This window comes from Amycolatopsis sp. NPDC051102 (assembly GCF_040682815.1).
Lineage (GTDB): Bacteria > Actinomycetota > Actinomycetes > Mycobacteriales > Pseudonocardiaceae > Amycolatopsis.
Genome location: NZ_JBFBBT010000004.1, coordinates 503,637 through 524,089 on the forward strand (window position 1 = coordinate 503,637; position 20,453 = coordinate 524,089).

Here is a 20,453-nt window from a genome sequence, read left to right on the forward strand (position 1 = left end):
GGATCAGCAAGCGCCACCCATCACAACTACGGGAGTGACCGTGATCGACGAGACCCTCCTCGATGCCGAGGAAAAGATGGAAAAAGCGGTGTCCGTCGCCAAGGACGAGCTGCAGTCGGTTCGCACCGGCCGGGCTTCGTCGTCGATGTTCTCGCGGATCGTCGTCGAGTACTACGGCTCGCCGACCCCGCTGAACCAGCTGGCCAGCGTGAACGTGCCGGAAGCCCGGATGGCGCTCATCAAGCCGTACGACCAGTCGCAGCTCGGCGCGATCGAGAAGGCGATCCGGGAGTCGGACCTCGGGGTGAACCCGAGCAACGACGGCCAGGTCATCCGCATCGTCATCCCGCAGCTCACCGAAGAGCGGCGCAAGGAGATGGTGAAGGTCGCGAAGGGCAAGGGCGAGGACGCCCGCGTCTCGATCCGCAGCATCCGCCGCAAGGCCAAGGACGAGCTCGACCGCATCGCCAAGGACGGCGAAGCCGGTGAGGACGACGTCGCGCGCGCGGAGAAGGAACTGCAGAACCTGACCGACACCTACGTGCACAAGGTCGACGAGCTGGTCAAGCACAAGGAAGCCGAGCTGCTCGAGGTCTGATGGCTAAGGTGAGCGAGGAACGCGAGGACCGGGTGGACGCCACCGGAGAGCAACCGGCGGCCGCTCCCGGGACGCCGGGGCCGGCGCAGGCCGGTACCCCGGCCACGCCGGCGACCCCGGAAACCGGGGCACCGGCGGTCTCGGGAAACGGTGAAGCGACCCGGCTGTCGGCCGCCGGGACCGCTTCGGCCGAGACGCCGGAGCCGGTGGTGCCGGAAGCCAAGAAGGCGTCGAAGGCCGGCCGGAACCTGCCCGCGGCCATCGGTGTCGCCCTGCTGCTCGGCGCCGCCATCATCGTTTCGCTGCTCACCGTGCGGTATCTCTTCATCGGGATCATCGCGGTCGCCATCGCCGTCGGGACCTTCGAGTTCGCCGGGGTGCTGCGCCGGGTGGCCGACGTCCGGGTGGCGATGATCCCGGTGCTCGTCGGCGGGCAGGCGATGATCTGGCTCGCCTGGCCGTTCGGGCGGGAAGGCGCGCTCACCGCCTTCGTCCTCACCGTGCTCGCCTCCCTGCTCTGGCGGCTGCCCGGCGGCGCCAAGGGATACCTGCGCGACATCAGCGCGTCGGTGTTCGCTGCCGCCTACCTGCCGCTCTTCGGCGCCTTCGCCGCCATGCTCGTGCCGCCCCACGACGGCGTCGGGCGGGTGCTGACCTTCCTCATCGGCGTCGTCGCGTCGGACACCGGTGGCTACATCGCCGGCGTGCTCGGCGGCAAGCACCCGATGGCGCCCAGCATCAGCCCGAAGAAGACCTGGGAAGGCTTCGGCGGTTCGCTCGTCGGCGGTGTCGTCGCCGGGGCGCTGACGCTCAGCCTCCTGCTCGACGGCCACGTCTGGCAGGGCGTCATCTTCGGCGTCGCCATCGTCCTGACCGCCACCCTCGGCGACCTCGTCGAGTCGCTGATCAAGCGCGACCTGGGCGTCAAGGACATGGGCACGCTGCTGCCCGGGCACGGCGGGATCATGGACCGCCTCGACTCGCTGCTGCCCTCAGCCGTGGTGTCCTGGCTGCTGCTTTCGGCGTTCGTGCCGATCGCCTGAGGCCGCGTCCCACCGCATCGTCGCCCGCAGGCCGAGCAGCCGCTCGACGACCAGCGCGACTTCCGGCCGGTCGTCGTCACGCCGGTGCAGCAGCGACCACGCCCAGCCCGGCGCCGGCTCGCCGATCGGGCGCCGCACCAGGCTCGGCGGGAACGGTGCCGTGTGCCGTTTCGGCGACTGCAGCACCGGTACCCGCAACCGCGTGACGTGGTCGAAGAACGCCTGTCCCGTGACGCCGCCGTCGTCGATCCGGATCACGTGCGCGCCGCTCGCCGCCGCGTAGGCCAGCGCGAACTCGTTCCACGCCAGCCACGACGACTGGTCGGAGTCGACCAGCACCGACACCGCCGCCGCGGGTACCTCCTCCGCCCGGGCCAGCCGGTGGTCGCCCGGCATGACCGCGGGCAACGGCTCGACGCGCACCAGGTGCGCCGAGAGGGCCAGCTCCGCGAGACGCCCCGGATCGACCCACGCGAGGGCCAGGTCCAGGGTGCCTTCGGCGACGCGGACGGCCTGCGTGTGCGACGGGAGCACCCATTCGTCGAGCCGGACGACGTCGCCGAGCAGCTGCGTCAGTTCGGCCGGCAGCCAGCTCACGTGGCCCAGCCGCAGTTTCGTCCGCGCGGTGCCGCGGACCCGCCGCGCGGCCGCGTCGGCCAGCTCCAGGATCTGCCGGGCGTCGCCGACCAGCGCGGCCCCCGCGCCGGTGAGCTCGACGTGCCGCCGGTCGCGCACGAACAACGCCGCGCCCAGCTCGCGTTCCAGCCTCTTGATCTGCTGCGACAGCGACGGGCTCGCGATGCGCAGCCGTTCCGCGGCCCGTCCGAAGTGCAGTTCCTCGGCCACCGCGAGGAAGTACCGCAGCTGCCGCAGTTCCATGGGAGCACGGTAGACCTGCGGTGGGAGGTTCCGCCTAACAGAGGTAGGCGATGGTTCGTGGACGGCCGAAGCTTCCGGCGGTTTGACTCGGTGCATGCCCACCGAAACCCGAACACCGGCGAAGCTCGCGCTGACCGCCGTCTGCCTGGGCTTCCTGATGATCACGCTCGACGCGACCATCGTGAACCTCGCGCTGCCCGCGATCGGCACGGACTTCGGCGAGCCGTCGACCGCCGGGCTGCAGTGGATCGTCGACGCCTACACCGTCGCGCTCGCGGCGTTCCTGCTCACCTGGGGCGCGGCCGGCGACCGCTGGGGCTCGCGACGCGTCTTCGAGGCGGGCGTCGCGGTCTTCGTCGTCGCCAGCGTCGCCTGCGCACTCGCCGGGGACACCGCGTGGCTGATCGCGGCGCGGGCGGTGCAGGGCGCGGGTGCGGCCGCGCTGCTGCCGTCGTCGCTCGCCCTGATCGTCCACCAGTTTCCGGACGCGCGGGACCGGGCCCGCGCGCTCGGCGTCTGGGGCGGCATGAGCGGGGCCGGGCTCGCCGCCGGGCCGGTGCTCGGCGGGCTCGCCGTCGGCCTCGCGGACTGGCGCCTGGTCTTCGCGGTCAACGTCCCGGTCGGGATCGTCGCGATCGTCCTGACGCGGCGGGCGGTCGCCGAGCCGCCGCGTCGCGAAACGACCCACCTCGACCTCGCGGGACAGCTCTTCGGCACGGCGTCGCTGGCCGCCTTCGTCGCCGGGTTCATCGAAGCCGGGCACGCGGGCTGGTTCGCGCCGGCGACCCTCGCGTTGCTCGCCGGGGGCGCGGTGGCCGGTGCGGTGTTCGTGGCGGTCGAGAAGCGCGTCCCGGAACCCGTGCTCCCGCTTGGCATCCTGAAGAACCGCAGCTTCGCGGTCGCCACCGGGATCGGCGGCCTGTTCAACTTCTGCCTCTACGGCACGCTCTTCTGCCTCGCCCTGTACCTGCAACGCGCCTGGTCGCTCGGTGCGCTCGCCGCCGGGCTCGCCCTCGTGCCGCTGACCGTGGCCGTCGGGCTCAACGCGTTCTTCAGCGGACGTCTCACCGGGCGCTTCGGCCCGCGCGTGCCGATGGTCGCGGGTGCGCTCGCCGGGCTCGCCGGCGCGACCGGCTTCGCGCTGCTGCCCGCGGACCGCGCGCTCGTGCCGTTCGTCGTGGCCTCGGTCGTCCTCGGCGGTTGCTCGCTGGCCATGCCCGCGATGACGTCGCTGGCGATGAACTCCTTGCCGGGGCAGGCCGGGCTGGCCGCGGGCGTGCTCAACGCGGCCCGCCAGACCGGTGGGGCGATCGGGGTCGCGCTCGTCGGCGCGCTGCTCCCGGCCGCCGGGATGTGGCTGGTGGCGGCCGGGTACGCGCTGGTCGCGGGGCTGGCGTTCGCCGCGCGTCAGTCGTCGTAGGGGTCGTCGACCTCGGCGCGGCCCCAGCCTTCGGCGACGCGCGAGTGGTCGATCACCGCGAAGACCGCGCCCTCGGGGTCGGCGAGGATCGACATCCGGCCGAACGGGGTGTCGTAGGGCTGGATCACCACTGTGCCGCCGTGCATGAGCGATTCGCCCGCGACCGCGTCGACGCCGCGGACCGGGTCGATGTCGAAGTAGACGAGCCAGTGCGGCGGCGTGTCCAGGCTGTACTCCGAGCCCATCACGTACCGGTACAGCACGGGCTCGTGCTCGATGAGCCATTCGACGTAGTCGAGCATCTCGCCGTCGCCGATCTGATGGCTGCCGTAGGTGAACAGCTTGGTGTAGAAGTGATCCGCCGCGACGCCGTCGTGGGTGTTGAGGTCCGCGCCGCTGAAGGTGTTCGGGATGCCGGTGACGAACTCCCAGTTCGGCGGCACCTCCCAGAACACCACCGGGGCGCCGCACGCGTCGAGGGCGTGCATGATCGTGCCGCGGTCCGGGATCGCCACCGGGCCGAGGGTGATCCGCCCGCCGAGGTGTTCCACCCATTCGGCCGCGCTCGCGGTGTGCGGCACGGAGATGTGCGGCATCCAGCCCAGCGGCGCGCCCTGTGCGGCGCGGTACAGGCCGCCGACCGGGAGGTTGTTGATCGACGCGATGGCGTAGCGGCCGTCGGACGTCGCCGGGTCCCGCTGAGTGGTGTACTCCCACCCGAAGAGGGCACCGTAGAATCTTTCCGCCACGGCCTGCTCGCGGCAGGCCAGCTCGATCCAGCACGGAATTCCGGCCGGGACCGGGGACGGGGTACTGGACGGCCCGAATGCCATGTGGTGCTCCTCCCGAGACCCACCGAATTCTAGGCGTGATCCGTGAGGTTTCGGCCAAGATTTCGCCGCCGGAGGATCACTCCGGCCAACAGGCCCCGGAAGGAGCAGCGGGTGCGGTGGTCGTCGCGGCGCACGGAGGTCGTGCCGAGCCCGAACATCTGGTACTACCAGGCCGACTACGAGCTGGAAAACCGCGCGCAGGACAGTGGCGGCGAAATCTGGCGGGTGCTGCGGGAGGAGCACGACTGGGCCGGCCGGGACGTGCTGGACGTCGGCTGCGGCGACGGCTTCCACCTGCCGCGTTTCGCCCGGGACGCCCGTTCGGTGCTCGGCGTGGAGCCGCACGAGCCGTTGGTGCGAGGCGCGCTGAAGCGCGTGGAGGGTCTGTCGAACGTGGACGTCCGGATGGGCCGGGCCCAGCGGCTGCCGGTCCGCAGCGCGAGCGTCGACGTCGTGCACGCGCGCACGGCGTACTTCTTCGGGCCGGGGTGCGAGCCGGGGCTGGCGGAGGCCGAACGGGTACTGCGGCCGGGCGGCGCGATCCTGATCGTCGATCTCGACGTCGCCAGCGAGCCCTACGGCCGCTGGATGCGCGCCGACCTACCGCACTACGACCCGGGCGCGGTGGAACGGTTCTTCGCCCGGGCCGGGTTCGGCTGCCGCCGCGTCGCGACCGAATGGCGCTTCGCGACCGCCGCCGACCTCGAAGCGGTGCTGAAGATCGAGTTCAGCCGGCCGGTCGCCGAACAGGCGATCGCGGAGTCCTTGCAACGTAACGGGAATCGCCGCGAAGACCTGACGCTGCCGGTGGGCTACCGCGTCCACACGCGGGTGAAGCCCACCGGCCTCGTCCTGCCAGGTCACTCCGCGACCTCAGGGGACTCGTCCTCGTCCTCGCCGAGGATGCCGTAGAGCGAGCGCCGGGCGTCGTTGAGGACCTCGGCCGCGCGGGCCTGCTGGCTCTCGGTGCCCGCGCGCATGATCTGCACGACGGCGGCGGCGAGGTTCTTGCCCGCCTTCGCGAGCCCGACCTCGGTCGGGTCGACGTCCTGCGCGATCTGCTCCCACGGCGGGGTGCTGTCCTGCTCTTCCGCGGCCGTGCGGCCGGCGTCGGTCAGCTCGAACAGCTTCTTGCCGTGCTCGTCCTTGCTGATGACCAGGCCTTCGTCGGCCAGCAGCTGCAGCGTCGGGTAGACCGAGCCGGGGCTGGGCCGCCAGAAGCCGCCGGAGCGCTCGCCGATCTCGCGGATGATCTCGTAGCCGTGCCGGGGCTGCTCGGCGAGCAGCGCCAGGATCGCGGCGCGGACGTCACCGCGGCGGCTGCGCCGTCCGCCGTGACCCCGCCGGCCCGGTCCGTGGCCGCGACCGCGTCCACCGGGGCCGAAGCCCGGGGGGAACTCGCCGAAACCACCGAAGGGCCCGAAAGGTGCGCGCCCACGTTCGTGAGCGAAGGGGTGTTGGTGCCTACGCATGTCTGTGTTCCTTTCTCGAACTGTTGCGACACGTTCACGATATATCGGAAACGGTCGGCTCGCAACCTGCTCTCGGTGAGCTCGCTCACTGAACTTGAGAGTTCAAGATCCCGCAGCCTAGATTAGGCAAGCCTAACCACCTGTTAGCAAAGGTAACGACCTGTGCGGACCCGCTCGCTCCCGCTGACGGCCGGGTTGCTGGTCCTCACCGCGGCCGTGGCCGCCGCCGTGCTGCTCAGCATCGGTGCCGGCACCCGCGACCTGAGCCCGGGCACGGTGCTGGACGCGCTCTTCCACTTCGACGCGGCCGACCCCGACCACCTGGTCGTCCGCGAACTCCGGCTCCCGCGCACGCTCGCCGGGGTGCTCGCCGGCGTCGCGCTCGGCCTGTCCGGCGCCGTCATCCAAGGCGCGACGCGCAACCCCCTGGCCGACCCGGGCCTGCTCGGCGTCAACGCGGGCGCCGCGCTCTTCGTCGTCCTCGGCATCGGCACCTTCGGCGTCACAAGCGTCGGCGGGTACGTCTGGTTCGGCTTCGCGGGCGCCGCGGTTGCCGGCGCCGTCGTCTACGGCGTCAGCGCGCTCGGCCGTGCCGGGGCGACGCCGGTGAAGCTCGCCCTCGCCGGGGCCGCGGTGACGGCGGCACTGGCCTCGGTGACCAGCGCGCTGCTGCTCACCGACCAGGCGACGTTCGACCAGTACCGCTTCTGGCAGGCCGGCTCGCTGACCGGCCGCGACGCGGCGACGATCGGCCAGGCCGTGCCGTTCGTGGCGGCGGGGGTGCTGCTGGCCCTGGTTGCCGCCCGTCAGCTCAACGCCCTCGCGCTCGGCGAAGACGTCGCTCGTTCGCTCGGCCAGAACGTGCCGGTGGCGCGGCTGGTGTGCGCGCTCGCCGTCGTCGTCCTCTGCGGTTCGGCGACGGCGATCGCCGGGCCGATCGCGTTCGTCGGGCTGACCGTGCCGCACGCCGCCCGGCTCGTCACCGGGCCCGATCACCGCTGGCTGCTCCCGTACTCCGCGTTGCTCGCGCCGCTGCTCCTGCTGCTGTCCGACGTCCTCGGCCGCGTGGTCGCGCGCCCGGCCGAGGTGCAGGTCGGCATCATCACCGCGCTCGTCGGGGCGCCCGTGTTCGTGTTCCTGGTGCGGCGCCGGAAGGTCGTGGCGGTGTGAGCGCCGTCGAGGTGGTCGCCGCCGCACGCCGCCGCGGAGCCGTCCGGGCCCGCACGGTGTCGTGGCTACTGCTCGTGGCGATCGTGGCCGTCTTCGCGCTGTCCCTGGCGGTGGGCGACTTCCCGGTGCCGCTCGGCGACCTGCCCGGTCTGCTCCTCGGCGGAGAGGGCCGCGCGGCCTACGTCGTGACGGAACTCAGGTTGCCGAGAGCGGCCACCGGCGTCCTGGTCGGCGTCGCCTTCGGGACGTCCGGGGCGCTCTTCCAGCGCCTCCTGCGCAATCCGCTGGCCAGCCCGGACGTCATCGGCGTGACGCAGGGCGCGAGCGCGGCGGCGGTCGTCGCGATCGTGCTGTTCGGCGCCGCGGGCCCGGTGGTTTCGGCCGCGGCGCTGGCCGGCGCGCTGGTCGCGGGCGCCACCATCTACCTCCTGGCCCGCCGCGGCGGCGTCCACGGCTACCGGCTGGTGCTCGTCGGCGTCGGGGTCGGCGCGGTGCTGAGCAGCGTCGTTTCGTACCTGATGACCTGGGCCGACGTCCCTCTCGCGCAGCAGGCCCTGGTCTGGCTGACCGGCAACCTCAACGGCCGGAGCTGGGACCACGTCGTCCCGCTGGCCGCGGCGCTCGCCGTGCTGCTGCCCGCGGCGTTGCTCCAGAGCCGTGCGCTCGCCGGGCTCCAGCTGGGCGACGACACCGCCGCCGGGCTCGGCTTGCGCGTCGAACGCAGCCGCGTCGCCCTGCTGCTGGTCGCCGTCGCCCTCGCGGCCTTCGCGACGGCGGCCGCGGGACCGATCGCCTTCGTCGCTTTCGTGGCCGACCCGATCGCGAGCCGGCTCGTCGGCGGTGCCCGCGCGGGACTCGTGCCCGCCGAGTTGACCGGCGCGCTCGTGGTGCTCCTCGGCGACTTCGTCGCCCAGCACCTGCTCGGCACGCAACTGCCGGTCGGCGTCGTGACCGGCGCGGTGGGCGCGCCGTACCTGCTGTGGCTGCTCGCCACGGCCAACCGCGCCGGGCGAGTGTGAGAGGAACGCCGTGACACTGCACACCGAGGACCTCGAGCTCGGCTACGGGCCGCTGCGCGTGGTCAAGGACCTCTCGGTCCGGATCCCGCCCGGCAAGGTCACCATGATCGTCGGGACCAATGCCTGCGGGAAGTCGACGCTCCTGCGCGGTCTCGCGCGGCTGCTCACGCCCACCGCGGGTGCGGTCTACCTCGACGGCAAGGGCATCACGACGTGGCGCAGCAAGGACGTCGCCACGGTGCTGGGCCTGCTGCCGCAGTCGCCGTCCGCGCCCGAGGGCATCACCGTCGCCGACCTCGTCGGCCGCGGCCGCTACCCGCACCAGGGCGTCTTCCGCCGCTGGAGCGCCGAAGACGACGACGCCGTCGCGAAGGCGATGCTGGCGACGGACACCGTCGAGCTCGCCGGCCGGCCGGTCGACGAGCTGTCGGGCGGCCAGCGCCAGCGCGTCTGGATCGCCATGGCGCTGGCGCAGCGGACGCGGTTGCTGCTGCTCGACGAGCCCACGACGTTCCTCGACATCGCCCACCAGGTCGAGGTGCTCGACCTGCTCGCCGAGCTGAACGCCGAGGACGGCCGGACGATCGTCATCGTCCTGCACGACCTCAACCTGGCCGCCCGCTACGGCGACCACCTCATCGCGATGAAGGACGGCCGGATCGCCGCCGAGGGCGCGCCCGCCGGCATCCTCACCGCCGAGCTCGTCGCCGACGTCTTCGGCATGCCCTGCCGGGTCATCGAAGACCCCGTCTCCGCCACGCCCCTGGTCGTCCCGATCGGCAGGCGGCGGGCCACTCCCCGAGAAGAAGGAACCCCCGATGCGTCCTAAGTGGACACAACTGGCCGCCGCGCTCGCGGTGGTCACGCTCCTCGCCGCCTGCGGCCAGCCGTCGAAGCCCGCCGGCTCGGGCGCCGGCGACCAGGACGTCGCCACCGGCGGCCGGCTGTTCTCCACCGCGGACGCCGAGACGGCCAAGCTCGGCGCGGACGTCGGCCCCGGCGTCTTCCCGCGCACGGTGACCCACGCACTCGGCCGGACGAAGCTGGACAAGAAGCCCACGCGGGTCATCGTGCTCGACAGTGGTGAGCTGGACGACGTCCTCGCCCTCGGCGTCACCCCGGTCGGCATGGCCACCACGGCCGGGCAGAGCGGCGTGCCGTCCTACCTGGCCGGCCGCGTCAAAGGCATCCCGACGGTCGGGGACATCAACAATCCGAACCTCGAGCAGATCGCCGCGCTGACGCCGGACCTGATCGTCGGCAGCAAGCTGCGCGCGAAGGACCTCTACCCGCAGCTGTCTAAGATCGCGCCGACGGTGTTCAGCATCCGGCCCGGGTTCCCGTGGAAGGAGAACCTGCTGCTGGTGGGGGCGTCGCTGGGCGACGAGACGAAGGCCGTCGGGCTGCTCAACGACTACCAGAAGCGCGCCGGCGAGGTGAAGGCCGCGGTCAAGGGCGCGCCGAAGATCTCGCTGCTGCGGTTCCTCTCCGGCAACATCCGGCTCTACGGCAACCTCTCCTTCATCGGCGTGATCCTCAAGGACGTGGGCCTGGCGCGGCCGGCCAACCAGAACATCGACGAGCTGGCCGCGCAGATCTCCAAGGAACGCATCGACGAGGCCGACGCCGACTGGATCTTCTACTCCAGCTACGGCGCCGGCCCGAGCGCGGACGAGAAGGCCGTCACGGGCAGCGGGCTGTGGGCCGGGCTCGGCGCGGTCAAGGCGAAGCACGCGATCCCGGTGGCCGACGAGGTCTGGTTCCTTGGGCTCGGCCCGATCGGGGCGATGAAGGTCCTCGACGACCTGCAGAAGTACCTGGGCTGAGAAGATCGGGCGCGTGCCGGAAACCATCGACGAGATCGACGCGCGCCTGCTCCAGGCGCTGGGGGAGGACCCGCGGTCCACGGCGGTCGCGCTGGCCGAACGGCTGGGCCTGTCCCGCAACACGGTGCAGGCCCGGCTCGGGCGCCTGGAACAGCGCGGCGTGCTGAGGTCGTTCGAGCGCCGCATCGACCCGGCGCGGCTGGGCTACCCGCTGCGGGCGTTCGTCAACGCGCAGGTCGACCAGCGGCGCCTGGCCGAGATCGCCGACGCCCTGTCCACGATCCCCGAGGTCACCGAGGTGTGCGGGCTGACCGGGGCCAGCGACCTGATGGTCCAGGTGGTCGCCGTCGACGCCGAAGACCTGTACCGGATCGCCGGGCGCGTGCTCGCCTCGCCCGGCGTCGAGCGGACGAACATCTCGCTCGTCATGCGCGAGCTCGTCCCGTACCGCCTGACGCCCCTGCTCGAGCGCGTGCATTCTGCGCACCCGGAGACCTGAGCCGTCGCCGCCGGGTGGGCATTCTGCGCACTCGGGGCGGCATCGGTTGTGCGATGCGTCCACCAGTGGTGTTCTGATGGGCGCTTCCTGCACGAAAGGTGTCGACGATGACCCATGCCCCCGTGACCGCCCCGGCGCTCACCGCGATCGAGCAGCGGGTCCTCTGGCTCGCCACCGCGATCGTGCACCAGGCCAACCGGGTCCGCCCCAACCCGTCCGGGCTGAAGGTCGGCGGGCACCAGGCGTCGTGCGCGTCGCTGGTGTCGATCATGACGTCGCTGTGGTTCCGGCACCTGCGCCCCGAGGACCGCGTCTCGGTGAAGCCGCACGCCTCGCCGGTGCTCCACGCGATCAACTACCTGCTCGGTGAGCTGGACGAGGCCTACCTGCCGACGCTGCGCGAGTTCGGCGGCCTGCAGAGCTACCCGAGCCGCGCCAAGGACCCCGACCCCGTCGACTACTCGACCGGCTCGGTCGGCATCGGCGCGACCGCCCCGATCTGGGGCGCGCTGGCCCGCCGCTACCTGACCACCCGGGGCTCGTCGGCGGGCACCGGCCGCCAGTACTCGCTGGTCGGCGACGCCGAGCTGGACGAAGGCGCGATCTGGGAGGCCATCCTCGACCCGGCCGTCGCCGAGCTGGGCGAGATCGTCTGGATCGTCGACCTCAACCGCCAGTCCCTCGACCGCGTCGTCCCGAACATCGCGGCCGGGCGGCTGCAGGGCATGTTCGACGCCGCCGGCTGGCAGGTCCTGACGCTGAAGTACGGACGGCTGCTGGAGGAGCTGTTCACCCGGCCCGGTGGCGCCGAGCTGCGTACGCGGATCGACGAGATGCCGAATCCCGAGTACCAGCGGCTGCTGCGCTGCGACGCGGCCCAGGTGCGCGACCGGCTGCCCGCGGGGAACGCGGCCCTGGCGTCGCTGGTGGCTTCGCTGGACGACGAGACGCTCCTGGCCGCGATCCGGAACCTCGGCGGCCACGACCTCGGCTCGCTCGACGAGGTCTTCGCGTCCATTTCGGACAGCCGGCCGACGGTCATCTTCTGCTACACCGTCAAGGGCCGCGGCCTGCCGACGCAGGGGCACCCGCAGAACCACTCGTCGCTGCTGACCGTGGCACAGATGGAAGAGCTGGCTTCGTCTCTGGGCACGGACCTCGCTTCGCCGTGGGAGCGCTTCGCCGCCGGGTCGCCTGAAGCCGCGTTGTGCGCCGAAGTTGCTTCGCGCCTTCGCCGTCCGGACGTTCCTTCGGCGCCTTCGCTGGAACTGCCCGTCGACATCGGGCGTACGCCGTCCGGAACCGCTACGACGCAGGCGGCGCTGGGGCGCGTCCTGCTCGACCTGACGCGCGAAGCGCCCGAGGCTGCGAAGCGCGTCGTGACCGTCAGCCCGGACGTCAGCTCGACGACCAACCTCGGCGGCTGGGTCAACAAAGTCGGCGTCTGGTCGGCCACCGAGCGCCAGAACTGGTTCGAAGACGACCCCGAGACGATCATGCACTGGCGGGAGAAGCCGACCGGCCAGCACGTCGAGCTGGGCATCGCCGAGACGAACCTGGTCGGCCTGCTCGGCGAGCTCGGCGCGACCTGGAGCCGCTGGGGCGAGCCGCTGCTGCCCATCGGCGTCATGTACGACCCGTTCGTCGAGCGCGCGCTGGAGCCCTGGTCGTTCGGCATCTACGCGGGCGGCCAGTCGATCCTGATCGGCACGCCGTCCGGCGTCACGCTCGCCCCGGAAGGCGGCGCGCACCAGTCGATCACCACGCCGTCGATCGGCATCGAACAGCCCGGCTGCGTCAGCTACGAACCGGCGTTCGCGATCGACACCGAGTGGACGCTGCTGGCCGCGCTCGGCCGGCTCGGCAAGCCGGGCGGGACGTCGTCGTACTTCCGGCTTTCGACGCGTCCGGTCGACCAGACCCTCGCCGGCGTGCCCGCCGACCCGGCCGCGCGGGAACGCCGCCGTCGCCAGGTGGTGGCGGGCGCGTACCTGCTGCGGCGGGCCGCGTCACCCGCCGTCACGCTGGCGGCGATGGGCGCGCTGGTGCCGGACACCCTGGCGGCGGCCGAGCGGCTGGCCCAGGTGGGCGTCGAGGCCGACGTCGTGTGCGTGACCAGCCCGGGCCTGCTGTTCGAGGCGCTCCAGGCGCGGTCCGGCCGGGGGAGTGCCGAGACGTGGATCCTCGACCAGGTCTTCCCGGCGTCGCGGGCGAAGCCGCTGGTCACGGTGCTCGACGGCCATCCGCACACGCTGGCGTTCCTGGCCGGGGTCAACCGGGTGCCGTCGGTCGCGCTGGGCGTCACGGGCTTCGGCCAGTCCGGGTCGCTGGAAGACGTCTACCGGTACCACGGCATCGACACGGACGCGATCATCCGGGCCGCGCTCGACGTCGTCAGCTGAAGGTGGCGCCGGCGAGCAGGGTGTCCATCTTGGCGTCCCAGCCGGGGAAGGATCCGTACTGGACGACCAGGATCCGGCTCGTCGGCAGCCACCACGACCGGACCTGGTTGTTCTGCGCCGAGTTCTCGCAGGTGACCTTCCAGCGGCCGTACTCGGCCGTCTTGGGCCCGATCTTCGCGAAGCCGGAGTCGAGCAGCGTGCTGCCGGTGGCGCCGGCCGCCTTCCCGGGCGGTGACGCGGGCGTGATGCAGGTCGGCAGGTCCGTGCCGGTGTACCAGCCGAACGGCCGCTTCGTGCTCGGCAGGTTGATCGGCGCGTTGGGGTCCGTCTTGCGCAGGTCCAGGACGCGCGCTTCACAGGCCACGGTGCCTTCGGCGATGCAGCCGTCGAGGAGGCCGTCCGGGCTGTGCTCGGTGTAGGTCGCGCCCGCCGGCAGGGGCAGGTGCAGGGCACCCACGATCGCGTGCGGCCCGTTCGTGGGGCTCGGCGCGGGCGGCTTCCCGTCCGGCGTGCTGCAGGCGGCGGCGACCAAGGTGACCGCGACGACCAGGACAAGGTGCCGGAAGGACACGAGTTCACCTCTTTCGTCGGACGCCGGACCCCCGTCCGGTGACACGCCGTCGATCATCCCTGTGGGTGATGCGGACGCGGAGACCGGGGCTGGTGACCTGGGGTACACCCCGGCGGGGTGGCTCCGGCGGCCCTGGCGGGCGCGTGGGACACTGGTCTGGTTATGACTGCCCTTCCCCTCGTTTTCGACGCGCCCAAGCGCGGCCTGCCGCCGCGCCACCTCGCCGACCTCTCGGTGTCCGAGCGCGCGGCCGCCGTCGCCGAGCTGGGGGAGAAGCCGTTCCGCGCGAAGCAGCTGTCGAACCACTACTTCTCCCGCCTGACGGTGGACCCGGCGGAGATGACGGACATCCCGGCGGCCACGCGCTCGCGGCTCGTCGAGTCGCTGATGCCGACGCTGCTGACCGAGGTCCGCGCGCTGGCGGCCGACGACGGCGCGACCCGCAAGACGCTGTGGCGAGCGCACGACGGCACGCTCCTGGAGAGCGTCCTGATGCGCTACCCGGACCGCGCGACGCTGTGCATTTCGAGCCAGGCGGGCTGCGGCATGGCGTGCCCGTTCTGCGCGACCGGCCAGGGCGGCCTCGACCGCAACCTGTCGACGGCGGAAATCGTGGACCAGGTCCGCTCGGCGGCGGCGGTCATGCGCGACGGCGCGATGCCGGGTGGTCCCGGCCGGCTGTCGAACATCGTCTTCATGGGCATGGGTGAGCCGCTGGCCAACTACAAGCGTGTGGTGGCGGCGGTCCGGCGGATCACCGATCCCGCGCCGGGTGGTTTGGGGATTGGTCAGCGGTCGGTGACGGTGTCGACGGTGGGTCTGGCGCCGGCGATCCGGAAGCTGGCTGACGAGAAGCTGCAGGTCCGCCTCGCGGTCTCGCTGCACACGCCGGACGATGAGCTGCGCGACACTCTCGTGCCCGTGAACAACCGGTGGTCGATCGACGAGGTCCTCTCCGCGGCCCGGTACTACGCCGACACCTCCGGTCGGCGCGTCTCGATCGAGTACGCGCTCATCCGGGACATCAACGATCAACCGTGGCGAGCGGAGTTGCTCGCGAAGCGACTGCGCAAGCATCTGGGCCAGCTCGTGCACGTCAACGTGATCCCACTGAATCCGACGCCGGGCAGCAAGTGGGATGCGTCGCCGAAGTCGGTGGAGCGGGAGTTCGTGCGCCTGGTGAACGCCGGTGGTGTCGCGTGCACGGTCCGGGACACCCGAGGCCAGGAGATCGCCGCGGCGTGTGGCCAGCTGGCCGCTGAAGGCTGAGTTCGTGTTCGTTTCGATGTTGGAGTGTTTGTCGTGATGTATGCCCCCAGCCTGTTGGATCCGGCTGCGGAGGAGCTTCGGCTCGCGGATGTGGTCGGACGCGGTGCCACTGAGGTGGCTCGTGAGGCGCGGACGTTGCTGGGTGAGCGATTCAGCTCGGTGACGTTCATGTACGTGCTGATGCGGGCGTTCGAGGTCGAGTACACCGCGGCGCGGGACGCCTCGCGGTGGCATGAGTTCCACGGCGGACCGCGAGCGTTGTCGGATGCTGATCTGGAGAAGCTGCTCGCTCCGTGGCTTGATCGCTGATCGGCTCTCCGAGGTGGGTGCCCGCGACCTCGTCGGCTTGTACCTTGCACAGAAGCCGGCTGAGCAGCTGAGCGTGTCTAGCTGCCACCGCTCGAGCCGGCTACGTGCGACGTAGTCGCCCAGGTGTCTGCCTCACCAGTCCAGGCTCCCGAGGTTTGGCTACATCGCACCTGTACTTCGAAGTCCTCGAACTTGACTAGCTCCCGGCGCGAAACTCGTAGTCGGTCGACGACAAGGTAGCGGGTTCCGCCTTTGCCGGTGCGGACCGTTGAGCTGGTCTTCTCCAGCGTTGAGCCGAACCGGGCCCACTCCGCAGGGATGCCCGCGCCGGGACGCAGGTCGCCGTACTCGCCCCGCGCACGGGATCGCGGGCCCGTAGGTCCCCGGCGTGCGTGACATGTCAATCTTGCCCGACCTGCGCGTCCTGACCCTCGCTCACGGCGGTAACACCATGATCAATTTCAGTTGCCGCGTCACTTCCTCAGATGCCGTTCGACTGACGCGTCGCGAAGGCACAGCGATTCCAGGCTGGTCGTCGGCTTCTTCATGGTGCTGCTGGCCTCACCCATGGAGGCGGCCGCCGCTCGGACAGGGGCAGCCCCACGTCGATCTCGGCCCAGTCAGCGCCGTCAAGAGTACCTGCTGCCCTCGCTGATCATTTCGCCATGGCCTCACCGTGACGTACCTCGACCGGCCCGAGCTGCTCGCCGCCGAGTTCGTTCGGCTCAAGAGCGGGAGCTGCTCTGAGCACCCGCCCGAAGACCAGACTAGTGGTGACGAAGTGCCCGGCACTGGCAGCGTGCGGCCTGCTAGTGGTGGTGCCGGTCTGAACCGATGAGATTGTGCAGCAATGACACGGTGGCGCTGGCCGCGCCGAGGCCGCTCAGCACGGCGCTGGCAACGTTCCCGGCGGCGCTGAAGGTCAAGATGCTGACGCCGATACCAATCACGAAGGTCGCCAGAACGATCACCGCAGTCCGGATGCTCAAGAGAGCTGGGCTCGCAGTCGAGGGGGGTTGCGATGAGGACTCGATGGTAGTCGGGACGGGCGCGGCCGGCTCGTTCTCGGTTGGTGTTGGGGGAGATACAGCGGCTGGTTCTGTAGTGGCGACGATGCCGCGAAGACCTGCATCGAGGTCAAGGACGTCGTCGAGCGCGTCGATCAGCGTGGTGTGGCGGCTGGGGAGCTGGGCGTCGGCGAGCCCGGCATCGATGTCCAGCACGGTATCGAGCGCGGCGTGCAGGTCGGCATTCGCGTTGTGCAGCCAGGTATCGATGTCGCGGCGGGTGTGGGCGTCTTCGGTGCTCACGACTCACCGTCCTTCGGATCGAGCTGGTTACGCAAGTACCTCCGGGCTTGGCTGAGGTGCTCGCGCACGGCCCCAGGCGTGATGTCCAGGTCGTGCGCGATCTGTTCGGCACTCATGTCATCCAAGAAAAGCGCTACTACGTGCCGCTGTCGATGGGAAAGTCCTTCCAGTTCGCTCAGCAGATCCTGTCGCTGTTCCCAGCGTTCGAGAGCGATGTCGTGGCGCAGCAGTGACGTGGGTTCGGGAAGCTTCTCCACGACGTCCTCCCGCGTGTTCAGTTTGTGGCGAATGAACGTGCGGACCGCGGCCGTGCGGGTCCAGGCCTTCGGGTGTTTGATCTGGGCCCAGTTCTTGTAGGCGGCCGTCATGGTCTCCTGCGCGATGTCCGCAGCGGTGGTGAGGGACGCACCCTGGACCAGTAGCAACGCGACCAGCGCTTTGATGTGGTCGCGGTAGAACGCGGTGAACGTTGCGTTGATCGCCTCGGCAGTTTGATGGGCGTGCTTGTCGCTGGTAGCTGCCGAAGCGGCGGATGGCTCGACGGGATCCGGGTCTGTCATCAAGGCCTCGCGGTGCCGGGCGTGGTGTTGATCCGGATGTGGAGTTGGCTGCCGTCATTGCGGGTGTCGCGGATCTCGATCTCGCCGGTGGTCGGTAGGTTGGAAGACAGCGTGCGCAGGGTTTCCTGCTGCCGCTGCTCCCGCACGGCCTTGAACCACAGACGCAGCGCCCGCCCGATCAGCGCGATCAGCGCCGGACCGAGTAAATAGATCAACAAGTCGATCATCTTCCCTCACAGGTTTCGAATGGAGTGTTGTAGCTGAGGGGCGTGGCGCAGCGTTTTTGTCAGGTCCCTGAGCGCCGATCACCCGTTCGGACTAGCGCAGGTCGCCGCACGTCGACGGGCGGCACGGCATCGTCACATGCGGTACCCCTGCTTTGCCCGTGGTGGTCGGCGAAACCCGCTCCCCGTGAGATTTGTAAAAGGGTAGGGATGGGCGAGCCGCTGGCCAACTACAAGCGCGTGGTGGCGGCGGTCCGGCGGATCACCGATCCCGCGCCGGGTGGTTTGGGGATTGGTCAGCGGTCGGTGACGGTGTCGACGGTGGGTTTGGCGCCGGCGATCCGGAAGCTGGCGGACGAAAAGATGCAGGTGCGGCTGGCGGTGTCGCTGCACACGCCGGACGACGAGCTGCGGGACACGCTGGTGCCGGTGAACAACCGGTGGTCGGTGGACGAGGTTCTCTCGGCTGCTCGGTACTACGCGGACACTTCCGGGCGGCGGGTGTCCATCGAGTACGCGTTGATCCGGGACATCAACGACCAGCCGTGGCGGGCGGAGCTGCTGGCGAAGCGGCTGCGCAAGCACTTGGGTCAGCTGGTGCACGTGAACGTGATTCCGCTGAATCCGACGCCGGGTTCGAAGTGGGATGCGTCGCCGAAGCCCGTGGAGCGGGAGTTCGTGCGGCTGGTCAACGCGGGCGGAGTAGCGTGCACCGTGCGGGACACTCGTGGCCAGGAGATCGCCGCCGCCTGTGGGCAGCTGGCTGCCGAAGGCTGATTTCTGTTTCAGTGATGGAGAAATTGTTGTGATGTATGCGCCCAGCCTGTTGGACCCGGCTGCGGAATCGTTGAAGCTGTCGGATTTCACCGGTGCGACGGAGGTCGCCCGCGAGGCTCGTACCCTGCTGGGCGAGCAGTTCAGCTCGGTGACGTTCATGTACGTGCTGATGCGTGCGTTCGAGGTGGAGTACACGGCGGCGTGTGACGCGTCGCGGTGGCACGAATTCCACGGCGGCCCGCGGGCGTTGTCGGACGCCGATCTGGAGAAGCTGCTCGCTCCGTGGCTTGACCGCTGACCCCTGGCTCAGCCGAGCCGGTAGAGGCGGCCATCCTGGACGGCGAGCACGGTCACTGGCCCGTTGGTCGGGCCGGCCGTTGCCTCCCACGCCGTCGCGCCGGGTGCGGCTTTCGCGGTCTGTCCGGCCGTGAGGGGCAGGCCCGTGACGCCGCCGCCGGTGACCGTGCCGGTCTGGTCGGTGATGAGGATGCAGTCCGGCCGCGTGCCGTTGGCCACGGCCCAGCCGGTGATGATGCCGCCGGCGTCGGTGGCGGGCGCGTCGAGTGTCCCGGTTGCGTCGGCTGACGCCGATCGTGCGGTCGTCAGGTCGAGGTGGCTGCCGAGTTCGTGGCCGCGGCAACCGAGGGTGAAGCTGCTGTCGAAGGGGTAGGCCCCCAGCGCTTTCGCCGCCGGACCGGCGGCCCGCTGGATGTGCAAGGCGTCGAGCGCGGCGGGTGCGTCGACACGCAGGGCGATCGCGGCCAGGCTGAGTGGCGCGTAGCTGCGGCGGACTTCGTCGGCCTTCCCGCCGCCGATGGCGTGGGTGACCAAGGACAGTGCGACCACCGTCACGACGAGGTAGCGCCGTGGCCACTGTGGACGGTGCAAAGCGGACAGGACGAGCGCCGCGGTGCCGGCCAGCGCCGCGACCAGAACGTACCGGCTGATCAGCCCGACGTTGCCCCCGGGGACGTTCGTCGTCGTCCGGCCGAGTGCGAGCATCAACGCCAAGGCGACCGCGTAACAGGCCAAACCCGCCCACCCCGCGCCGGCGGCCGCCGGCCGGTGGATGACGGTGTGGCGCAGCAGCAAGGCGAGCAGGGCGAGGGTGAGGCCGCCGGCGATCACCGCGAGCGCGGCGATGTCCACCGACCACAGCCCACCGACCGCGGCGGCGGCGACGGAAAGCCGTCCGTCCGGGTCGAAGGCGTCCGTCGCCCCGGACTGCGTTCCGGCGGGTTTGGTGAGCCACCACGCGACGAGGATGACCAGCCCGGCCGCTCCGGGAATCATGACCCGCAGGCGCGGTTCCTTGCGCAGCCAGGCGATGCCGGCGATCACGAACCAGATCGGCAACGCGGCCCCGAAGCTCAGGCAGCCCAGCACGGCGGCGGCGTACGCGCCGGCGTGACGACCGTGGTGGGCGCAGGCGATCGCGATGGCGCAGAACGCGATCGCGGGAACCCAGCTGATGCCGTTCGTGCTCTGCAGCCACAGTTCGGTGGCGTGGGAGCTGAACAGCAGCCAGGACATGGCCGCGGTCAGCGCCGCCCGCGTCGTCGGGTTCAGGTGCCGCGGCAGCATCGTGCGCAGCGCGAACACCGTGACCGCGAGCAGGGCGATCGTCAGGACGGTCAGGACGCGGTTGTCGCCGCCGAACCAGGCTGCGTCCACGTAGAACAGCAGTGAGGGCACGACGAACGGCTGGTCGAGGTGGTAGGTGAAAACCTGACCGAGCAGGAGATCGCCGTTGTCGTCGGTGATCTTGGCGAAGACGTGCCAGTAGTCGAGCAGCACGTGCATCTTCGGCGCGCGCACCGCGGCGAGGAGCGCCAACGCGGCGGGAACGGCGGCGAAGGCCCACAGTGTCGCGACGCCGAGCCGAGGCGCGCCGTCGCGGCGGACCTTCGCGGTCGTGCGCGGGATCGGTGCGGTGACGTCCGGGGCGTCGAGCGCGGGCTGGGCCATGGATCTCCTGCCGAAGGGGCGGTGCGGGGGTCCGGCGACGATGGGCCGGCAGCCGATCGTAGCCCGTGGGCTTCCGCCTGCCGAGGATGGTGACCAGGGCAAATACCCGATCGGTGGTCGGCTGGCAACTGTGGGCTTCCTCTCACCCGGCGGTGTAACGACCGTGTGAGGTTCCGTCGATGCACGGTGCGGGCGGGGGACGAGAATTCCCGACCCCGGGCACGGCGAGCGCCGGGTGCCCGGCAGTATCCCGCGGCGGCAGCCGTGCGCCGCGGGCCATTGGGGGTGGCCGTGGCGGATGCCG

The 20,453-nt window shown here is 70.9% G+C and carries 21 protein-coding genes and 1 pseudogene; 14 read left to right on the plus strand and 8 right to left on the minus strand.

The annotated features are described in order from the left end of the window. Positions 1–40 precede the first annotated feature (40 nt). Positions 41–598 (plus strand): ribosome recycling factor, encoded by a 558-nt coding sequence (frr, locus tag AB0M93_RS16785; protein ID WP_364274110.1) that lies wholly within the window; start codon positions 41–43, stop codon positions 596–598. After that, positions 598–1,641, plus strand: a complete 1,044-nt coding sequence (locus tag AB0M93_RS16790; protein ID WP_364274113.1) for a phosphatidate cytidylyltransferase — start codon at positions 598–600, stop codon at positions 1,639–1,641. The genes frr and AB0M93_RS16790 overlap by 1 nt, the downstream gene beginning before the upstream one ends. On the opposite strand, the gene AB0M93_RS16795 is transcribed toward AB0M93_RS16790, so the two are convergent. Then, positions 1,591–2,520: a LysR family transcriptional regulator gene (locus AB0M93_RS16795; protein WP_364274116.1), complete on the minus strand. Its 930-nt coding sequence runs from the start codon at positions 2,518–2,520 to the stop codon at positions 1,591–1,593. The two genes, AB0M93_RS16790 and AB0M93_RS16795, sit on opposite strands and share 51 nt — an antisense overlap. A gap of 94 nt (positions 2,521–2,614) precedes the next feature. On the opposite strand from AB0M93_RS16795, the gene AB0M93_RS16800 reads away from it, so the two are divergent. Further along, complete coding sequence (locus AB0M93_RS16800) at positions 2,615–3,940, plus strand: MFS transporter (RefSeq protein ID WP_364274119.1); 1,326 nt, start codon at positions 2,615–2,617, stop codon at positions 3,938–3,940. On the opposite strand, the gene AB0M93_RS16805 is transcribed toward AB0M93_RS16800, so the two are convergent. Beyond that, positions 3,928–4,773 (minus strand): VOC family protein, encoded by an 846-nt coding sequence (locus tag AB0M93_RS16805; protein WP_364274122.1) that lies wholly within the window; start codon positions 4,771–4,773, stop codon positions 3,928–3,930. The two genes, AB0M93_RS16800 and AB0M93_RS16805, sit on opposite strands and share 13 nt — an antisense overlap. 111 nt (positions 4,774–4,884) lie before the next feature. On the opposite strand from AB0M93_RS16805, the gene AB0M93_RS16810 reads away from it, so the two are divergent. Beyond that, positions 4,885–5,685: a class I SAM-dependent methyltransferase gene (locus tag AB0M93_RS16810; protein WP_364274125.1), complete on the plus strand. Its 801-nt coding sequence runs from the start codon at positions 4,885–4,887 to the stop codon at positions 5,683–5,685. On the opposite strand, the gene AB0M93_RS16815 is transcribed toward AB0M93_RS16810, so the two are convergent. Further along, positions 5,634–6,245: a PadR family transcriptional regulator gene (locus tag AB0M93_RS16815; protein ID WP_364274128.1), complete on the minus strand. Its 612-nt coding sequence runs from the start codon at positions 6,243–6,245 to the stop codon at positions 5,634–5,636. The genes AB0M93_RS16810 and AB0M93_RS16815 overlap by 52 nt on opposite strands. Before the next feature lie 162 nt (positions 6,246–6,407). Here AB0M93_RS16815 and AB0M93_RS16820 point away from each other — a divergent pair, with 162 nt between their 5' ends. From AB0M93_RS16820 to AB0M93_RS16845, 6 genes are all read left to right on the plus strand, one after another. After that, positions 6,408–7,415 carry an iron chelate uptake ABC transporter family permease subunit gene (locus AB0M93_RS16820; RefSeq protein WP_364274131.1) on the plus strand — a complete coding sequence of 336 codons (1,008 nt, stop codon included), beginning with the start codon at positions 6,408–6,410 and terminating at the stop codon, positions 7,413–7,415. After that, positions 7,412–8,434: an iron chelate uptake ABC transporter family permease subunit gene (locus tag AB0M93_RS16825; protein ID WP_364274134.1), complete on the plus strand. Its 1,023-nt coding sequence runs from the start codon at positions 7,412–7,414 to the stop codon at positions 8,432–8,434. Before AB0M93_RS16820 ends, AB0M93_RS16825 begins: the two co-directional genes overlap by 4 nt. A gap of 10 nt (positions 8,435–8,444) precedes the next feature. Continuing rightward, positions 8,445–9,263, plus strand: a complete 819-nt coding sequence (locus AB0M93_RS16830) for an ABC transporter ATP-binding protein (RefSeq protein WP_364274137.1) — start codon at positions 8,445–8,447, stop codon at positions 9,261–9,263. Then, positions 9,253–10,260 carry an iron-siderophore ABC transporter substrate-binding protein gene (locus tag AB0M93_RS16835; protein ID WP_364274140.1) on the plus strand — a complete coding sequence of 336 codons (1,008 nt, stop codon included), beginning with the start codon at positions 9,253–9,255 and terminating at the stop codon, positions 10,258–10,260. Before AB0M93_RS16830 ends, AB0M93_RS16835 begins: the two co-directional genes overlap by 11 nt. 13 nt (positions 10,261–10,273) lie before the next feature. Beyond that, the gene (locus AB0M93_RS16840; protein WP_364274143.1) at positions 10,274–10,759 is read left to right on the plus strand and encodes an Lrp/AsnC family transcriptional regulator; all 486 of its coding nucleotides are present in this window, start codon (positions 10,274–10,276) and stop codon (positions 10,757–10,759) included. A 107-nt stretch (positions 10,760–10,866) separates the two neighbouring features. Then, positions 10,867–13,161, plus strand: a complete 2,295-nt coding sequence (locus AB0M93_RS16845; protein ID WP_364274146.1) for a pyruvate dehydrogenase — start codon at positions 10,867–10,869, stop codon at positions 13,159–13,161. Here AB0M93_RS16845 and AB0M93_RS16850 read toward each other — a convergent pair. After that, the gene (locus AB0M93_RS16850) at positions 13,154–13,732 is read right to left on the minus strand and encodes a hypothetical protein (RefSeq protein WP_364274148.1); all 579 of its coding nucleotides are present in this window, start codon (positions 13,730–13,732) and stop codon (positions 13,154–13,156) included. The two genes, AB0M93_RS16845 and AB0M93_RS16850, sit on opposite strands and share 8 nt — an antisense overlap. Before the next feature lie 162 nt (positions 13,733–13,894). On the opposite strand from AB0M93_RS16850, the gene rlmN (AB0M93_RS16855) reads away from it, so the two are divergent. Both rlmN (AB0M93_RS16855) and AB0M93_RS16860 read left to right on the plus strand, forming a co-directional pair. Further along, on the plus strand, positions 13,895–15,001 hold the full coding sequence (rlmN, locus tag AB0M93_RS16855; RefSeq protein WP_364274151.1) for a 23S rRNA (adenine(2503)-C(2))-methyltransferase RlmN: 1,107 nt from the start codon (positions 13,895–13,897) through the stop codon (positions 14,999–15,001). Between the two features lie 33 nt (positions 15,002–15,034). Beyond that, positions 15,035–15,310 (plus strand): hypothetical protein, encoded by a 276-nt coding sequence (locus AB0M93_RS16860; RefSeq protein WP_364274381.1) that lies wholly within the window; start codon positions 15,035–15,037, stop codon positions 15,308–15,310. Positions 15,311–16,119: 809 nt separating this feature from the next. Here AB0M93_RS16860 and AB0M93_RS16865 read toward each other — a convergent pair. Genes AB0M93_RS16865 through AB0M93_RS16875 form a run of 3 tightly spaced genes read right to left on the minus strand, consistent with a single transcriptional unit; the run spans position 16,120 to position 17,407 of the window. Next, entirely contained in the window at positions 16,120–16,620 is a 501-nt protein-coding gene (locus AB0M93_RS16865) for a hypothetical protein (protein ID WP_364274154.1), read from the minus strand. Continuing rightward, complete coding sequence (locus tag AB0M93_RS16870; RefSeq protein WP_364274157.1) at positions 16,617–17,180, minus strand: sigma-70 family RNA polymerase sigma factor; 564 nt, start codon at positions 17,178–17,180, stop codon at positions 16,617–16,619. The genes AB0M93_RS16865 and AB0M93_RS16870 overlap by 4 nt, the downstream gene beginning before the upstream one ends. Continuing rightward, complete coding sequence (locus AB0M93_RS16875) at positions 17,180–17,407, minus strand: hypothetical protein (protein ID WP_364274159.1); 228 nt, start codon at positions 17,405–17,407, stop codon at positions 17,180–17,182. The genes AB0M93_RS16870 and AB0M93_RS16875 overlap by 1 nt, the downstream gene beginning before the upstream one ends. 204 nt (positions 17,408–17,611) lie before the next feature. Between AB0M93_RS16875 and rlmN (AB0M93_RS16880) the strand changes: the two are divergent. Continuing rightward, a pseudogene (gene rlmN, locus AB0M93_RS16880) lies at positions 17,612–18,181 on the plus strand (23S rRNA (adenine(2503)-C(2))-methyltransferase RlmN); the annotation flags it as partial. A 31-nt stretch (positions 18,182–18,212) separates the two neighbouring features. Then, positions 18,213–18,479, plus strand: coding sequence for a hypothetical protein (locus tag AB0M93_RS16885; RefSeq protein WP_364274384.1), 267 nt, complete (start codon positions 18,213–18,215; stop codon positions 18,477–18,479). Between the two features lie 8 nt (positions 18,480–18,487). Here the strand turns inward: AB0M93_RS16885 and AB0M93_RS16890 are convergent, their stop codons facing one another. After that, on the minus strand, positions 18,488–20,149 hold the full coding sequence (locus AB0M93_RS16890) for a DUF2079 domain-containing protein (RefSeq protein WP_364274161.1): 1,662 nt from the start codon (positions 20,147–20,149) through the stop codon (positions 18,488–18,490). Positions 20,150–20,453 lie beyond the last annotated feature (304 nt).

What these genes read in the sequence shown, in the direction of transcription:
- AB0M93_RS16815 (WP_364274128.1), bottom strand. Translation starts at nt 6,245, where the DNA reads ATGCGTAGGCACCAACACCCCTTCGCTCACGAACGTGGGCGCGCACCT.
- AB0M93_RS16890 (WP_364274161.1), bottom strand. Translation starts at nt 20,149, where the DNA reads ATGGCCCAGCCCGCGCTCGACGCCCCGGACGTCACCGCACCGATCCCG.
- AB0M93_RS16870 (WP_364274157.1), bottom strand. Translation starts at nt 17,180, where the DNA reads ATGACAGACCCGGATCCCGTCGAGCCATCCGCCGCTTCGGCAGCTACC.
- AB0M93_RS16835 (WP_364274140.1), top strand. Translation starts at nt 9,253, where the DNA reads ATGCGTCCTAAGTGGACACAACTGGCCGCCGCGCTCGCGGTGGTCACG.
- rlmN (WP_364274151.1), top strand. Translation starts at nt 13,895, where the DNA reads ATGACTGCCCTTCCCCTCGTTTTCGACGCGCCCAAGCGCGGCCTGCCG.
- AB0M93_RS16800 (WP_364274119.1), top strand. Translation starts at nt 2,615, where the DNA reads ATGCCCACCGAAACCCGAACACCGGCGAAGCTCGCGCTGACCGCCGTC.
- AB0M93_RS16795 (WP_364274116.1), bottom strand. Translation starts at nt 2,520, where the DNA reads ATGGAACTGCGGCAGCTGCGGTACTTCCTCGCGGTGGCCGAGGAACTG.
- AB0M93_RS16805 (WP_364274122.1), bottom strand. Translation starts at nt 4,773, where the DNA reads ATGGCATTCGGGCCGTCCAGTACCCCGTCCCCGGTCCCGGCCGGAATT.
- AB0M93_RS16845 (WP_364274146.1), top strand. Translation starts at nt 10,867, where the DNA reads ATGACCCATGCCCCCGTGACCGCCCCGGCGCTCACCGCGATCGAGCAG.
- AB0M93_RS16875 (WP_364274159.1), bottom strand. Translation starts at nt 17,407, where the DNA reads ATGATCGACTTGTTGATCTATTTACTCGGTCCGGCGCTGATCGCGCTG.
- AB0M93_RS16790 (WP_364274113.1), top strand. Translation starts at nt 598, where the DNA reads ATGGCTAAGGTGAGCGAGGAACGCGAGGACCGGGTGGACGCCACCGGA.
- AB0M93_RS16885 (WP_364274384.1), top strand. Translation starts at nt 18,213, where the DNA reads ATGTATGCGCCCAGCCTGTTGGACCCGGCTGCGGAATCGTTGAAGCTG.